Source organism: Nocardia sp. CA-119907, from assembly GCF_050955995.1.
Lineage (GTDB): Bacteria > Actinomycetota > Actinomycetes > Mycobacteriales > Mycobacteriaceae > Nocardia.
In genome coordinates this window covers 6,655,443-6,670,470 of sequence record NZ_CP192091.1, presented here as the reverse complement: position 1 = coordinate 6,670,470, position 15,028 = coordinate 6,655,443, and the positions used below count along the sequence as shown (strand labels likewise).

At 64.1% G+C, this 15,028-nt stretch carries 17 protein-coding genes and 1 tRNA gene; 11 read left to right on the top strand and 7 right to left on the bottom strand.

Annotation, left to right across the window (positions count from 1 at the left end; genetic code table 11):
* Positions 1 to 219 precede the first annotated feature (219 nt).
* On the top strand, positions 220 to 879 hold the full coding sequence (gene sigK / locus ACQP2D_RS29675) for an ECF RNA polymerase sigma factor SigK (RefSeq protein WP_433679224.1): 660 nt from the start codon (positions 220 to 222) through the stop codon (positions 877 to 879).
* The gene (locus ACQP2D_RS29670; protein WP_433679223.1) at positions 879 to 1,604 is read left to right on the top strand and encodes an anti-sigma factor; all 726 of its coding nucleotides are present in this window, start codon (positions 879 to 881) and stop codon (positions 1,602 to 1,604) included. Before sigK ends, ACQP2D_RS29670 begins: the two co-directional genes overlap by 1 nt.
* A 31-nt stretch (positions 1,605 to 1,635) precedes the next feature.
* On the opposite strand, the gene ACQP2D_RS29665 is transcribed toward ACQP2D_RS29670, so the two are convergent.
* Positions 1,636 to 2,466 carry an NAD(P)H-binding protein gene (locus tag ACQP2D_RS29665; protein WP_433679222.1) on the bottom strand — a complete coding sequence of 277 codons (831 nt, stop codon included), beginning with the start codon at positions 2,464 to 2,466 and terminating at the stop codon, positions 1,636 to 1,638.
* A gap of 81 nt (positions 2,467 to 2,547) precedes the next feature.
* Here ACQP2D_RS29665 and ACQP2D_RS29660 point away from each other — a divergent pair, with 81 nt between their 5' ends.
* From ACQP2D_RS29660 to ACQP2D_RS29650, 3 genes are all read left to right on the top strand, one after another.
* Positions 2,548 to 3,501 (top strand): Lrp/AsnC family transcriptional regulator, encoded by a 954-nt coding sequence (locus ACQP2D_RS29660; protein WP_433679221.1) that lies wholly within the window; start codon positions 2,548 to 2,550, stop codon positions 3,499 to 3,501.
* An 85-nt stretch (positions 3,502 to 3,586) separates the two neighbouring features.
* On the top strand, positions 3,587 to 3,877 hold the full coding sequence (locus ACQP2D_RS29655) for an ArsR/SmtB family transcription factor (protein ID WP_433679220.1): 291 nt from the start codon (positions 3,587 to 3,589) through the stop codon (positions 3,875 to 3,877).
* A gap of 21 nt (positions 3,878 to 3,898) precedes the next feature.
* Complete coding sequence (locus ACQP2D_RS29650) at positions 3,899 to 4,906, top strand: LLM class flavin-dependent oxidoreductase (protein ID WP_433679219.1); 1,008 nt, start codon at positions 3,899 to 3,901, stop codon at positions 4,904 to 4,906.
* Positions 4,907 to 4,913: 7 nt separating this feature from the next.
* Here the strand turns inward: ACQP2D_RS29650 and ACQP2D_RS29645 are convergent, their stop codons facing one another.
* On the bottom strand, positions 4,914 to 5,432 hold the full coding sequence (locus ACQP2D_RS29645) for a hypothetical protein (protein WP_433679218.1): 519 nt from the start codon (positions 5,430 to 5,432) through the stop codon (positions 4,914 to 4,916).
* Between the two features lie 137 nt (positions 5,433 to 5,569).
* On the opposite strand from ACQP2D_RS29645, the gene ACQP2D_RS29640 reads away from it, so the two are divergent.
* Together ACQP2D_RS29640 and ACQP2D_RS29635 are read left to right on the top strand one after the other, a co-directional pair.
* Positions 5,570 to 6,322, top strand: a complete 753-nt coding sequence (locus ACQP2D_RS29640) for an acyl-[acyl-carrier-protein] thioesterase (protein WP_433679217.1) — start codon at positions 5,570 to 5,572, stop codon at positions 6,320 to 6,322.
* Positions 6,323 to 6,416: 94 nt separating this feature from the next.
* A tRNA-Pro gene (locus ACQP2D_RS29635) sits at positions 6,417 to 6,490 on the top strand.
* A gap of 86 nt (positions 6,491 to 6,576) precedes the next feature.
* Here ACQP2D_RS29635 and ACQP2D_RS29630 read toward each other — a convergent pair.
* Positions 6,577 to 7,842: a hypothetical protein gene (locus ACQP2D_RS29630; RefSeq protein ID WP_433679216.1), complete on the bottom strand. Its 1,266-nt coding sequence runs from the start codon at positions 7,840 to 7,842 to the stop codon at positions 6,577 to 6,579.
* Between the two features lie 228 nt (positions 7,843 to 8,070).
* Positions 8,071 to 8,289, bottom strand: a complete 219-nt coding sequence (locus ACQP2D_RS29625) for a helix-turn-helix domain-containing protein (RefSeq protein WP_433679215.1) — start codon at positions 8,287 to 8,289, stop codon at positions 8,071 to 8,073.
* Between the two features lie 1,713 nt (positions 8,290 to 10,002).
* On the opposite strand from ACQP2D_RS29625, the gene ACQP2D_RS29620 reads away from it, so the two are divergent.
* Positions 10,003 to 10,452 carry a hypothetical protein gene (locus tag ACQP2D_RS29620; RefSeq protein WP_433679214.1) on the top strand — a complete coding sequence of 150 codons (450 nt, stop codon included), beginning with the start codon at positions 10,003 to 10,005 and terminating at the stop codon, positions 10,450 to 10,452.
* An 11-nt stretch (positions 10,453 to 10,463) separates the two neighbouring features.
* Here ACQP2D_RS29620 and ACQP2D_RS29615 read toward each other — a convergent pair whose 3' ends face one another.
* From ACQP2D_RS29615 to ACQP2D_RS29605, 3 genes are all read right to left on the bottom strand, one after another.
* On the bottom strand, positions 10,464 to 10,928 hold the full coding sequence (locus tag ACQP2D_RS29615; protein WP_433679213.1) for an NUDIX hydrolase: 465 nt from the start codon (positions 10,926 to 10,928) through the stop codon (positions 10,464 to 10,466).
* Positions 10,929 to 10,949: 21 nt separating this feature from the next.
* The gene (locus ACQP2D_RS29610; protein ID WP_433679212.1) at positions 10,950 to 12,578 is read right to left on the bottom strand and encodes a hypothetical protein; all 1,629 of its coding nucleotides are present in this window, start codon (positions 12,576 to 12,578) and stop codon (positions 10,950 to 10,952) included.
* A 205-nt stretch (positions 12,579 to 12,783) separates the two neighbouring features.
* Entirely contained in the window at positions 12,784 to 13,065 is a 282-nt protein-coding gene (locus ACQP2D_RS29605) for a hypothetical protein (RefSeq protein ID WP_433679211.1), read from the bottom strand.
* A 366-nt stretch (positions 13,066 to 13,431) separates the two neighbouring features.
* Here ACQP2D_RS29605 and ACQP2D_RS29600 point away from each other — a divergent pair, with 366 nt between their 5' ends.
* From ACQP2D_RS29600 to ACQP2D_RS29590, 3 genes are read left to right on the top strand one after another with little or no spacing between them, the layout of a single operon-like run.
* Entirely contained in the window at positions 13,432 to 13,632 is a 201-nt protein-coding gene (locus ACQP2D_RS29600; RefSeq protein WP_433679210.1) for a hypothetical protein, read from the top strand.
* A complete protein-coding gene (locus ACQP2D_RS29595; RefSeq protein WP_433679209.1) occupies positions 13,629 to 14,168 on the top strand; it encodes a DUF6879 family protein in 540 nt (179 codons plus the stop codon). The genes ACQP2D_RS29600 and ACQP2D_RS29595 overlap by 4 nt, the downstream gene beginning before the upstream one ends.
* The gene (locus ACQP2D_RS29590; protein WP_433679208.1) at positions 14,165 to 15,016 is read left to right on the top strand and encodes a helix-turn-helix domain-containing protein; all 852 of its coding nucleotides are present in this window, start codon (positions 14,165 to 14,167) and stop codon (positions 15,014 to 15,016) included. Before ACQP2D_RS29595 ends, ACQP2D_RS29590 begins: the two co-directional genes overlap by 4 nt.
* Positions 15,017 to 15,028: the final 12 nt, after the last annotated feature.

Below are 15,028 nucleotides of genomic sequence, written 5' to 3'. Positions count from 1 at the left end.
ATTTCCGCACTCGGGTTTAGTTTGGTATTCGAGCAATCTGCTTCGTGAAGCGATGCGAACTCCGTTGAGTTCGAATGCCGAGGCCTGCCCTGGACCGTTCGACCGGCAGGCCATCTCCTATATGGCCCCGACCTGGTCAGGAGTCGAGTTCAGAGTGTTGCCGCAGTCGATCCATCCGATATCCGCAGTGCCCCGCCAACTACAAGGTAGGAGGTGCCCATGACTCGTGATTCGGAGTTCATCGTCATCCCCCTGCGCACCGATCCTGCCGACGGGGATTTGCCCAGCGGATACTGTCAATTACATCGGGGGGCCGAGCATGCCGAGCACAACCGGAAATTGATCGATCTGCTCGGGGCGGTGGCGGCGGGGGACCGCGACGCCTTCACCGAGTTCTACCGCGAGACCAGTCACCGTGTTTTCGGTATGGCGGTGCGCGTCCTGCGCAGCCACGCCGAGGCCGAAGAGATTGTGCAGGAGGTATATCTACAGGTGTGGTCGCAGGCCGATCGCTACGACCACGCCCTGTCCAGCCCGATGGGCTGGCTGATGACGCTGGCCCATCGGCGCGCGGTGGACCGCGTCCGACGCGAGCGCGCCGCGTCGACCCGCGACATCGTCTACGGGCACACGCATTTGGGACGTGATCATGACGTCGTCGCCGAAGCGGTCGATCAGCACCTCGATGCGGAGGCCGTACTCGGCTGCCTGCAGACCTTGACCGAGATGCAGCGGGAGGCACTGGCGTTGGCCTACTACAGCGGACGAACATATCCCGAGGTGGCCGAACAGCTGGCGGTGCCGCTGCCGACTATCAAGAGTCGGATCAGGGATGGGCTCAAACGTCTCGCACACTGTCTTTCCGGAGGTGACAATTGATGAGCGACCACGACCGACCGGCCGCGGACTTGCTCGACCTGGCTTACCCGTATGCACTGGATTCGCTCGATACGATCGAGCGCAGACGTATCGAACGCCGACTGGAGGGTGTGGACGAGGCCATTGCCGCCGAGTTCGCCACCACGGTGTACGACCTGCGAGAAGTGTTGGCCGCACTCACCGTTGTCGACGCCATGGCCCCGCCGCCAGAGCTCGAGACTTCACTGCTGCGGGTGCTCGACGAATCTCTGGGTACCGATCGCCACCCCGTCCGCCACCGCTGGCGCGGGCGGTTGGGCTGGGTGACGGCGGCCGCCGCGGTGATCATCACGCTCGGTGCGGGCGTCGCAATGGTGATGCTGCACTCCGCATCAGCCCCTGCGCGCGGCATGAGCGCTGAGTTGATGCTCGCGCAGCCCGATTTGCGGACGCGGTTGGTCCCGGTGTCCTCCGGCGGCGCACTCACGGTGCGGACCTCTGCCGGGATCTCCACCGCGATGGTGAGTTTCGACGGTGTTCCGGCACCACCGGATGGGCGCATCTATCAGGTCTGGCTGGTGTCCGCGGACGGGATACCGCATTCGGTCGCAGCGGTGGTGTCGGCCGCTGCTCCGTCGGTGCTCACCCGCTTCGATACCGTCGATACCCTGGCCATGACGGTCGAACCCGCAGGTGGTTCGGACACGCCGACCAGCACACCGATCGCGAGCCTCGGACTCGCCTGAACTCGCGTGGGTGGGTTGCCGTGCCGAGCGGTCAGCGGAAGTCGGCGCGGTGGTCGGATACCCATTCGGCCAGGGGCCGCGCCGGGCGGCCGGTGAGGTCGGCGACGGTGGAGGTGGTCCGCGGTCGCGGTGCGGCCATCATCTTGTCGTAGCCGTCGAGCAGGACCTCGACGAAGGAGTCGGGGAAGGATTTATCGGCGAGCAGCCGCTGCCGGGCCTGTTCGCGGGTGAGTTCGACCCAGCGCAGCGGTCGCCCGAGCACTTCGCCGATGACCCGCACCTGCTCGGCCTGGGTGAGCACTTCCGGTCCGGTCAAGGTGTAAGTAGCTCCGGCATGGCCGTTTTCGGTGAGTGCTCGAGCCGCTACGGCGGCCATATCGGCCTCGTGGATCAGGCTCATCGGCAGCGCGCCGTGGCTGCCGTGCACGATATCGCCGGTGCGGATCTGATCGGCCCACCAGAGGGTGTTGACGGCGAAGGTGCTCGGCCGGATCACCACCGATTCGATGCCGCAGCCGTGTACCAGCCCTTCCTGCTCCTCGAAGCTGAGATCCGGAATGCCGCCGGTGCCGAGGAACACCACGCGACGGGCGTACTCGGCGATGATGTCGAGCGCCTTCGGCAGTCGTGCGCCGGTATGCAGTGGCCACAACAGGAAGACCGCGTCGATTTCGTCGAGGCAGCCGATCAGGGTTTCGGGTTCGGACAGTTCGGCGCGTACTACCCGCACGTCGGCCGGGAAATCGGCCGTCGCCGGGTTCCGTACACCCGCGCGCACGTGGTGACCGGCAACCCGGAGTTGGGCGACGAGTTGGCTGCCGACATTTCCGCTGGCGGCGAGGACGAGGATGTTCTTGGCCATGCCACGATCGTGATGACGGGGGAGTGGGGGCTACCAGTGTTGGGGCTAATATCGCTGGAAACCGTCAGAAATGGAGGTCTGATGATGGATACCGTCGATCGTGGCCTCGTTCATGCGCTGCAAATCGACGGCCGGACGTCCTTTCGAAGCATTGCCGAAGTTCTCGGCGTCTCCGAGAACACCATCGCCCGTCGCTACCGTCAGCTCCGAAATACCTACGCGCTCAGGGTGATCGGACTGGTCGACGGCCGTCGTCTCGGCTACGTCCAATGGACGATCCGATTGCGGTGCACCCCGGACGCCGCCGGGTCGGTCGCGAAAGCCCTTGCGGTCCGCGACGATACATCCTTCGTCTATCTGCTCTCTGCGGGGACGGAGGTGTCCTGCACGGTGCAGACCCGCAGTACGCAAGAGCAGGAAACCTTACTGCTGCACAAACTTCCACGCACCAGTCGAATCGTTGCCATGTCCGCCCACCTGCTGTTGCGCGGATTCATGCTGCCCGACGGCTGGCAAGGCCTCTCCGCACTGACCCCCGACCAGGTCGACCACCTGCGTCCCGCCCCGGCAGACTCCGAAGACGGCCCCGTGCACCTCGACGAAGGCGATAAGACCCTCCTGCGCGCCCTCAGCCACGATGGCCGCACCCCCTACTCCGACCTCGCCACCGCCACCCAATGGTCCGAAACCAAGGTCCGCCGCCGCATGGACACCCTGCGTCGCAATGGAATCCTGCGCTACCAACTCGATATCCCCTCCGCCGCACTCGATTTCGGCACCGAAGCCCGGCTCTGGATCGCCACCCAACCGGCCGCCGCGGTCACTGTCGGAGAAGCCGTGGCCCGCCACCCCGAAGTTTCCTTCGCCGCACTCACCACCGGTGCCACCAACTTGGTAGCGGCGGTCAACTGCCGCGACCCGCACGACCTCGGCCGCTATCTCACCGAACGCATCGCCGAGCTATCGGGGATCACCACTGTCGAATCGGCTCCGGTCATACGTGCCGTCAAACGCGCGGGCTCCTTCGTCCTCTGATGCCCGACGTGGTCTGTGTCACGGTGCCGAGCCGTCGTCGGCGGCGTAAATTCGTTAATTAGCGAAATACCGAAGGGAGGTGGATGTGCTCGACGAGTGCAAGGCGCTGGCGAACGAGACTCGGCTGAACATCTTGGCGTGGCTCAAGGATCCCGATGCGAACTTCCCGGAACGCGGGGATACGGCCGAGCTCGGCGTGTGCGTCGGCCTCATCCAGCAGAAGGCCGGGACCTCGGCGTCCACTATTTCGGCACATCTGGCGATCCTGCAGCGCGCCGGATTCCTCCATGCCACCCGGCGCGGCCAGTGGACGTACTACCGCCGCGACGATGCCCGAATCCGGGCCTTCACCGAAGAACTCCACCGCGTTCTCTGACTTTTCGAAAGGCAGCGTCTTATGCCCACCGCACTGTCGATCCTCGACTTGGCGTCGATCGCACCCGGCCGCACCGCGCGCGACAGCTTCGATAACAGCGTCGCGCTGGCGCGGGTCGCCGAACGCAGCGGCTACCGACGCGTCTGGTACGCCGAACACCACAACATGCGCTCGATCGCGTCCAGCGCTACCAGTGTTCTCATCGGTCACGTCGCGGCGCATACCGACACCATTCGGCTCGGGGCGGGCGGCATCATGCTGCCGAACCATTCGCCACTGGTGATCGCAGAGCAGTTCGGCACCCTGGAGACGCTGTATCCCGGACGGATCGACCTCGGACTCGGCCGCGCACCGGGCAGTGACCAGAAGACCATGTTCGCGCTGCGACGGGACCCGGCATCGGCGGACTCCTTCCCCAAGGACGTACTGGAATTGCAGGGGTACCTGACGGGGAACTCACGAGTGCCCGGAGTGCAGGCCGTGCCGCGGGCGGAAGGCGTTGTGCCGCTTTATATTCTGGGTTCGTCACTGTTCGGTGCACAGCTCGCCGCCCAGCTCGGTCTGCCGTACGCCTTCGCATCGCACTTCGCGCCCGACGCGCTGCACCAGGCGGTGGCCGTCTACCGCGACAATTTCCGGCCGTCGGAGCAGTTGGCCGAGCCGTATGTGATGGCCGGCGTCAATGTATTCGCCGCCGAGGACCATGATGCGGCGGCGGAGCAGAAGGCGATCGCCTATCGTGCGCGCGCACGCGCCATGATCAGGCGAGGTGCCGCAGGTGCCGAGTTCACCGACGCGGAGATCGACGCATTCCTCGCCTCGCCCAATGGCAGCCAGCTCAGCGCGATGACCCGCTACACCGCGGTCGGCACGCCCGCCGAAGTTCGGGACTACCTGGCGGACTTCGCGGGATCCATCGGTGCGGACGAACTCATCGTCGCGCACCACGCCACCGAAATCGACGACCGACTCCGGTCCGTCGAACTCACCGGTGCGGCCATCGCCGCGGACGAGCCGGTAGTTCGTTAACCGCTTTTCACAGCTCGGCGCCGACGATCAAATTGGCGGTGATGGAGCCGTCGGCCTCCTTGTCGCCGTGGACGACGACCGCGGTGCCGACCTTCACATCCGACACGCTGGTGCCGCTCAGAATCAGTACCTGGGTTTTGGCGCTGATGTGCACATTGGTTTTCGCCCCGAGTAGCCCCGCCACGGTCACCGTCTTGCCGTCGTTGGCCGTGACCGCGCCGACGGTCAGCCCGCGGTTGACCTGAACCGCGTTCGCTGGCACGGCGGTGCTGGTGGCCACCACCGATACGCTGGGGGCCGTTGCCGAATCTCCGGATCGGCCCGACAGCAGGAAGCCGACCACCAACGTCAACGCGACCGCGAGGGTGGTTCCGGTGAGCATGCCGACATCGGGTCGGCGCGGCCTGTTCGACGGAATCGTGATGGCGGTGAGTACTACCCGGTCGACTGCCAGCTCGTTGCCACTGGACTCCCTGGCAGGCAGGCCCTCGGGCTGGTTCGACCACGGAGTGGCCGGTGGACTCATATCTTCAACGTTAAATAATCGAGAACGCCCGCCTATCACCACTGGCGGGAGCACCTCGACGCGCTGATCGCGACGCGGGCGCTCGCGACGGCGGGTCTGCGCGGACTTCGACGACCAGTACCTGGCATTATCCGTTCATGGTCATTCCCAGCGTGTTGCCGGAACGCCCCAGCACCGGAACCCCGTTCGAAACGGGCTGGCCGGTTCGCCTCGCCGACACCGACCGGGACCAACGCCTGCGTCTCGATGCCATCGCCCGCTACCTGCAGGACATCGGTTTCGAACACCTCGGCGCCGTCGAGGACGGTGACAGCCACCGCGGTTGGGTGGTCCGTCGCACCGTCATCGATATCCTCGAGCCCATCGAATTCGGCGAACACGTCACCCTGCGCCGCTGGTGCTCGGCGCTGTCCAACCGCTGGTGCAATATGCGCGTCCAAATCTGCGGCAGCAAGGGCGGATTGGTCGAAACCGAGGGATTCCTCATCCATTTCGGCACCGAATCCGGCGTCCCCGCCCGCATGAGCGACCGCTTCATGGCGCCCATGCTCGCCAGCACCACCGAACACCGCCTGCGCTGGAAAGCGACGCTCACCGACCCGCTACCCACCGGCCCCGGAATCCAGGAGCTGTCCTTCCCGCTCCGCATCGCCGATATCGACTGGTTCGACCACGTCAACAATGCCGTCTATCTCAGCGCATTGGAAGAAATCCTGGCCGCCCACACCGACCTCGTATCCGGCCCGCACCGCACCGTCATCGAATACGCGAAACCATTGCAGGCGTGGGAGCAGGTCCGCGTCCTCGGCCGCCGCGACGACACCGCCCTCCAGGTCTGGTTCGCCGTAGGCGACGAGTCCCGAGCCGCCGCCCGCGTCACCCCGCGCTGACCCACCAACCCCACCCGCCACACCGATAACCAGGCGATTCGGTGTCTCGCCCACCCCTGAGGTAATCTTTTCGAGCGCCCACCACCGGGCGCAACGGGCTGTGGCGCAGCTTGGTAGCGCACCTGACTGGGGGTCAGGTGGTCGCAGGTTCAAATCCTGTCAGCCCGACAGACGAAACCCCTTCCGACCAGCATCGGAAGGGGTTTCTGATTTCCGTGACACGCCGCGGCATTCGAACCGAGCCAGTCAAAATCTCATACTTTCGGAGCCTGCCCTCGGGCCCACGCCTCAAGCACGGCCCGGTTGTCGGGCACGGTCTCGGGCACGTCGATGTAGTGGGTCTTGGCGACCTCGCGGGTGTTGCCGAGTTGGCGGGCGGCGCGTTCGGGGTCGCCGGAGGCGTTGTCGACCGCGGTGGCCACGCCTTTGCGGAAGGTGCGTGGGGTGACCCAGGCGAAGTCGTCGCCGCGGGCGGCTCGCCAGGTGCGCCCGAAGTTGTTGGGGTTGCGTACCGAGCCGTTGCGGGCCGGGAACAGCAACCGGTCTGGGTTGGGGCGCGCGGTGACCTCGAGGTCCTTGATCGCCTCGCGGACCGCCTCGACGGTGTGTTCGGGCAACAGGATTCGCCGCCATCCGTTCTCGGACTTCGGTGCGGGTTTGCGTACCCAGCCTCCGGCACCGGCGCCTTTGACCTCGACCAGGGTGCCGGTGACATCGAGATAGGGATCGCTGGCATCGAGATCGATATCGTCCAGAAGCAGCGCGAACACCTCGTGCGGACGCATCCCGGTCCCGGTGATCACGTCCACCACCCACACCACCGTCCAATCGCGCGCAGGCCCGCTGGTGTAGGCGGGGGTGCCCGGAATGGCCTCCCCTCGTGCCCATGCCCGTACCTGGGCTCGAAACGCCGGGAGCGCGGTGTGGTCCTGTACCTTGCCGCGGGCCGGGCTCCGGCGCCGGGCGAAGGCGCCGACCCCGTCCACGGGGTTCGTTTCCAGTGCACCGTGGCGGACCGCGATCTGCATCATCGCTCGCAGAATGATCTTGTGCTGCTTGGCTTTCCGCCGCAGCCCGAGCGCGACCAGTCGTTTCAGGTGTCGGTCAATCTCCCCGGAGGTGGCCTGCCAGATCTGCATATTCCCGACCGAGTTCTCGATCTTGATTGTGGCCTTGTTGGCACGTCGGTCGGTGGAGACGAAGATCTCGCGACGATAGTCCTCGACATTGCCCTCGGTGTAGGCGTCGTCGTTGCCCAACTCGAACAGAAGTTCCGCGGCCAGATCGATCAGCTTGGTCGTTCGAGTGATCCGCCCGTAGCCGATCTGCTCGCGATGATCACGCATCGCCTCGGCCAAACGATTGCGCGCTTCGTCCGGACTTGCCCCGACGCGTTCGAGCTGCACCCGACCGGCAGCGCCGTAGTAGTACACCGTGGTGCGCCACCGCCCGTTGCGTTGCTTCTTCGGCTTGGTCGGCACCCCGAAAGTACCGACCGGCTTCGGCAACCTACCGCCCATCACACCCTTCCCGACATTCTGATTGCTACTGATTCACTGGTCCACAGCCAAGTTCTCGAAGGAATTCACATGCGCGTCATGCGTTTCGCCTCGATATCGGTCTGCGCGAGAATCTTGGGCAGAGCGATCCGCTGACAGCAAGAGCCGAAAGATAGCTGATAATTAACTATCGGTGCCAGATCTCTTACCGGAAGCATGGTGAAGCCGCGCTGTGCCGATCGTTTCGGCTCAGCCGTGCGTCCTTCGGGTGGGGCCCGTTCCGCCGCCTCGGTCGAGTTGTTCTTGTTCCCAGGCGAGCAGGTCAGTGAGCCGATACCGGCGGTACCGACCCATCCGGGCGAAGCGCGGGCCGCGACCGGCGCTGGCCCACGACGCCAGCGTCTTCAGCGGGATCTTCAACCGTTGGGAGACTTCGAGTGAACTCAGCCAGACTTCGTCACCGGACATCGCGGGCCCGATCCGTGGACGCGGCCTCAGGGGCGATGACCCCCGACTGCGAAGCGCGGTGCGGTGGGGGTTTTTGCGGCATGGGTAAGCACCTCTCTCGGATCCTTCCCAGCGCAAACGTACCCGCCCTCCATTGAACACCAAGATCGGCGGTCACCGCCAGGTCCCACTGATGTGATGGCGCTGCACGGTCCCTGGATAGCGGCGTGGCAGTCGGTCTGTTGCGTTGCGGCGCACCGACAATGGGCGGGCTGAGCGAGGTGGCGGTGTCGCTGTCATGGCGGGGGGAAGCGAACTGCTCCGACTGGTTCCGGGCGGCTAGACCATTCAACGCGAAGATGAACGCTGCCGGACCGTGCTCCGGACCGGGCGGGTGTCCCGATCCGAAGCGCCACATTCTGCATGTATCCATAGCGGCGATCCAAATGCTTGCACACGCAACTTGGAATGCGGAGGGGCAGTTCACGATCGCGGGCCCATGAAGGACTCGTCGAACGGCTGCTGATGCTGGGCCGTAATCGGGGGCCCGCCTCCACGGAGTTCCCTCCTTCTCAGGTGTCTGCCGCGCGCGTATCTGCGGCAGTGTGTGCTGAAAGACGCTCCGAGAAGCTAATTTCCTTGGTGCCACGCTCGTTCGGGTCGAGCAAGATCGGACAATCGTGGGAACACTCAGTCGTTCGGCAACATCGTCGGCAGCGAGCCGGACCTGGTCACCGTTCGCTATCTTTCCCGAACGAAACACCGTGTCGCAGTTGACTCTCGGCATAGTCGTCAAGGCAGTGGTGGGCTGAACGTGAGAGCGCCTCGGCCTGGGCTGTTCTCCTGAGCCCACTGGAAAGTCGAGCCATCGGCACGAACTGCTACCAACCTGTGTGCGTGGGGCTGCGATGAATGACGGCCGAGGTGCGCAGGACAGACCATTGCGGAACGAATACATGGGTAACTCAATTCTGACCCGATCCGCGATTCATCCCCAACCTCCATGAAACCCCAAATCCCGGATCCACGCCACCAAAAGCGGATTCGCCCGCGATTGCTGCGTGCTCGATGGCGTGGATCAAATGCTGTTCGTGGGGAACCGGGCGACAGCTGACAGGCAGTGCTGTGCGCAAGATGCGATGCGCATGATGCGACAGCGTTGAAGCACTCAGCTTTCAGGCTGCTTCCCCGCCATTCGGCCGTCCACGTCAACTACGCATGGCGAGCTGTGTCGATCCGGATGGCCGGTGTGACTTTCTTGGTCGACGGTTCGGGCATCGCTTCCTCCTCGGTTCGAGTGGCCGGTAAACGCTTGTTGCGCTTACGAGTACGGCCGCAGGACACCAACGAGGCACCGCCCTCGGTCCGCCGCCGCGCAGGGTAGACACACCAGCCGCACCGAGAGCCATTGGTTCCCGGGGAACCGCCTTCAGTTAATGACGGCAGAAGAGCACGCTCAATCGTCTGTCCGGTCGAGGAGTCGGGCGCGCGGACGCTCGACGAGACAGGATCGGCCACGGTCGGACTTCCGCCCCAATGCCCGCTTGTGGCTGCCGTTTTCGGGCATCCACCGAACCGACCGCAGAAAGGCCGCCAGCGGGCCGACTGGCGGCCGAAACGGCCAAACACAAGGGCCTACCCTGCCCGGCGGTCCGCCCAACGGCGAAGGCCACCAACGCGCTGCGATCGTCTTGCCCTCTGTTGCCGTTCCAGCCCCGGTGTTCTCATGGAGTGATGATCTTCGAGGTCACCGTCTGCGACGAGCTGCCGATCTACTGGGGCGCGGAGTATCCGCCCAATCCTGATGTCGGTCACCTCTACGTCGTGCTGTTTGACTCCGGCTGGATCAAGGTTGGCCGGACATGCTTCCCGGACCGAAGAATTCGTGAGCTCCAACGTCAGTATTCCCGATACTACGGCTGGACGTTGGTCCAGAGCTGGGAGTCATGTCTGGTCTCGAACGTCGAAGTACATCCGCGTCGACATTCTGATCTCTACATGGTCGAACGCAAACTCATCCGCTACGCGAAAGCAACGTCTGACGGCCAAGAGTTAAACCCGTTCGTCCGAGGCGTCGGGCGCGATCGCACGCGGCCAGCCGAAACCGAGGCCTTCTATGGCTGCGATTTCGGGACCGTCCGAGCGTACGCGGATGTGCTGGCTCGGTGTGAAGCAGTTCAATGATGTATAGACAGCTACAGCCTCGTGAGCTTCTGCCCCTTCTTCACCAGTTCGCCGATCTGCGTCGCCCACCGGACAGCAGTCGGTATGGTGTCGATCTTCGGTTCGAATGAATCCAGCTCGCCTACGGGCACCCAGGCGTAGTCCGAGTACTCCTCATTCAGTTCGATGTCGCCGCCGTCGTACTCGCCGTAGAAGTGCGGCAGGATCATACTGTTGCCGTCCTTCTTCTTGAAAAGGACGTTGTACGAGAGGTCTTCGGCGATCGCGATGATGGCCGCCTTGCCGATCTCCTCTTCCTTCTCGCGACGGATCGCGTCGAGGATCGTGCCGTCGGTGGTCTCCATCTTCCCGCCGATGAGGGAGTAGACGCCGTCGTAGTCGGCTTCTCCCTTGCGGCGGGCCAGCAGGACGCTGTTGGTTGCGGGGTCGATGACGACGAGCTTCTGACAGTATTGGAAGTGAGTGGTGTCGCTCATGCGGGATATCCAATTCCTTTCTTACCGTAGCTGTTTGGGCTGTGTAGTGCGGCTGCCGTCCACGTATACCGTGATCCCGCTCAAGTTTGCCTGGTAGCCAGCGAGATAGGCATCTCTGACGTCCTCGGCCGTGGAACCGGCCGGGAGGTTGATCGTCTTCGCGATGGCCTCATCGGTGTAGCGCTGCAGCGCGGCGGCCATGGCTACGTGGCCGTCCGTGCCGATGCCCTGCGCTGAGGCGAGGAGCTCCCTGACAGGCGGCGACTGTACCGCGTAGTCGCCATGGATCGACTCGCCGTACTTCGCCCACACGATTTTCTCCAGATGATCCAGGACAGCGTCATTGGCGGCGAAGGTATCGAAGTGCGGCTCCACCCCGGTGGAGGCGTCGATGACCAGGGCGCTGCGGCCAGTGGGCGGAAGCGCGATTGTCGAGACGTTACGCAGCATGCCGGTCGCGGCGATGTGTCGGGATAGGCAGCGCCAGTCGTCGGCCGCCACGGTGCCGGAGGTCAGATGCCCATACAGGTTCTCGATGTGCCCTGGGCGTACGCGGTGACGGTTGCCGACGACCATTGTGCGCATCGCGCCGCATGGCCCGCGGGTCTCGGCCAGGCGGACCGACGCCTGCTTGGAGGCGAAGTTGACGAACGACAGGATATCTGTCATCAGTTCGCGGGCCGCGTCGGAATCGTACGGCAGACCGACGATGCTCAGCGCGTCGGCGACGCCACACAGCCCGATTCCGATCTTGCGCTTCTGGTGCGAGACATACTGTGCCCGAAGCTCGTTCAGGTTCGCTTCGCTGACCGCCAGGCAGTTGTCCAGCGCGCGGGTCATCAGGGCGGTGACCTGTTCGAGCTTCGCGAAGTCAATCACCGGCCGGTCCGCGCTGTCGGTCGAGACGAACTTGCCGACGTTGAGGTAGCCGAATTGGCAGGTCTCACCAGCGATGAGTCCCACCTCCGCGCACGGTGCCGTCGTTGTGTACGCGCCCATCCCGGGAACGGGGTTGCGTCCGTTCATCCGGTCAAGGAACACCACGCCGGGATCAGCGCATACCGCCGCGGACTGGCAGAGATCATCGAACAGGCAACCCGCGTCGATCTTGCTGCCGTCATCGAGTTCGATGCGGTCGCCCCGATGGACCGCCGCCATGAACACGTCGTCCAGGTTGACCGAGATGTTGAACTTCCAGTCGGTTGGGTCGGAGGCGGCGTCGGCCTTGGCGGTGACGAACTCACGGATCTTCGGGTGCCGGACGCTCAGGATCGCCATATTGCCGACCGGGCGATCCTCCCTACCACTGGTGGCACTCTCGACCGCGACGTGATTGAGGAAACGCAACGTGGCGACGGGATCGTCGGTCGCATCGAGGTTGAATCCGGTCCCCATACCCTGCTCGTGCAGCACGAGGACTTCTTCGCGTAACCGCCGTGCTCGAGACGGGCCAACGTCCACGGTTGGCACCGTGCACGCTGTGAGCGGCCTGTCCGTATGGCGGCCCGCATTCGTCATGACCGGCGTACTCATGACGATTTCCTTGTTGTCGAAGGCACATTCGAACTCGGCGGCAAAGGTCTCGGCCTGACGCCAACCGGAGAACGAGGCCTCTTGTTTTGCGAGGCAGCGCGTCACGCGTTCGACCATGGTCGCTGGCGTCTCATCTGGGCCGATGATCCTCCCGGTTCGAAGTACATGCTCGGCCGGTGCGGACGGGTGAAAACGAGACATAACCAGCTCATTTCGATCGCGCGAACGACTTATTCGTTTCTGAGGCAGCACGCGTAGACCCCGACAGTTGTCGGGGTGCGCGCTGTGGATGCGTTATTTCGTGGGCTATTTCGGGGTGCTGCTACGCGGCGTCGGGCGGGCCAGTTGTGACCGCCAGGTCCCACTGCGTGGCCTGCCGGGTAGCGATGGCGAATTCCTCGATGCTGTTCACTACACGGCCCGGGGTCAGGTCAAGGCCAAACGAGGTGGGCTCGGTCCCGGTCACCGCAGCGATCACGGCGCGTGTCGTGGTCTGGATCGCCTTCTTCCGCTCGACCAACGTCCATCGGGCCACGGCCGGCACATGGACCACCCACCCGATATCGCAGCAGTGCACCGTGACGAGATACTGGCGCAACGTCATTCGCTCCCCTCGTTCCCGTGATGAGGGCAGCTCGGCACCAGGGATGAGCAAGCCTGTTGTGCTGTCCCGAGCGGGCTTTCACCTGATGCCGAGCGCCTGATCATCGACGGTAGAAGGCCAGCTCAACGCGCTGCCAGGCTTTTGCTCGGATTTGCTTCGGGCATGCCTGGACCATTGACCGGCCGTCCCGCGACGAGCCACGATGACGATGTTCGAGCAAATTCGCGCATCATGAGATCAAGGACGGTCGCCATGCGTTTACGATGCCTCGGTGTTGGTAGTCAGAACGGAACGTGCCCAACACTTTTCGCGTCTGATCAGGGAACGTACGTCATCCAGGGATGGCGTATCGGGCCAGACGGCTCGGTGATCGAGATCCCGCACATGCTGCTGGGCTTTCTGGAGCCGGGCACGTGCTTGGGCGCTTCGCTCACGGATACCGGGCGCGGCACGTTCACGCTCAGCGGTACCCCCGTGACGGACCTGGAAGCCCTGCAACAGATGCAGTTGCCCGGTCACGAAACGGCCATCGAAGTGCCGATCGGAAAGGAAATCCGGCCCGTATGAAGCTGATCCAGGGTGAGGACTTTGTCGACCTCTTCCGCACTGGTGCGTGGAAGCGGGCCTTCCACCTGGAAACTCAGGACGAGTACCTCGTTGCCGATGAGCACGAGCCGTTCCGCAAGTTCCTGGCCGGGGAGCCCGACGACTACGAATGGTGCCGTTCCTGGGATGACCTGATCCGCGACGTCACTGCGCGGGGCAAGCAGGTGCACCGGGTGCGGCTGGTCAGCGTGCCGCACGTGGACTACACCCGGTTCGGCCTCACCATCGCGCCGCTGAACATCGAAGCGGGCGAAGAGATCAAGTGGCTCCCGCGGCCCCTGATCGATCCGGCCGAGCTGACCAGTGATGACTACTGGTTGTTCGATGACCGCCTGGTCGTGTTTGTCACCTTCAAAGACGATGGTGACTTCGGCGGGTTCGCCGTTACCGAGGATCCGGTGATCGCCGCCCACTGCACCGCTGTTCGAGACACGGTGTGGGGCCTCGGTATCCCGCACGCTGACTACGTGGAGAGCGACTACGGTGCTGCCAAGTGACCAGCTCCAGCGTTCGTGATGCCAGAGAGGCATTAGGCTCCCGCCTTCGAGAGCTACGCAAAGACGCGGGCCTCTCTGGCGTCCAGCTGGCCGAACTGGCCGGGTGGCACTCCTCGAAAGTATCGAAGATCGAAAGCGGCAAGCAGACCCCGGCCGAGGCCGACATTCGTATCTGGTGCCGCCACTGCAAAGCCAGACAGCAGATCCCTGACCTGATCGCCACCCTGCGCAACGTCGAAGCCGCCTACGTCGAGTGGAAACGAATCGCCGGTATCCGGCGCAAGCAGCAACAACTGCACACCCTGGAATCGGACACGCGACTCACCCGCTGGTTCGAGCCGGTCATCATGCCGGGCCTACTCCAGACCCCGGATTACATGCGCGCCATGCTCACCAAAGTCGCTGCGTTCTACGGTCACGACGAACCCGTCGACGACGGCATCGCTGCCCGGCTGGAACGGCAGCACGTCCTTCGACAAGGCAACCATCGCTTCAATTTTGTTCTGGCCGAACAGGTTTTGTACACCACCGTCGGCTCCGACGAGGTGATGATCGGCCAACTCGACCATCTGCTCAGCGTGATGCGTCTGCCGAACGTAGTAGTGAGCATCATCCCGGCTATGTCCGACTACCAGGTGCCGACAACGAACTTCGCCATCTTCGACCGCAAAGTGGCCCACGTCGAAACGATCTCGGCTGAGCTGACTGTCACCCAGCCGCGGGAACTGATCCTCTACGAGCAGGTGTTCCAGACACTCCTCGGGCAAGCCGTGGTGGGTGAAGCGGCGCGGGTCTTGATCGGCAAGGCAATGGGACGGCGACAGCCGCAGTCCACGGGCGGACCGTGACCTGCCCTTGAT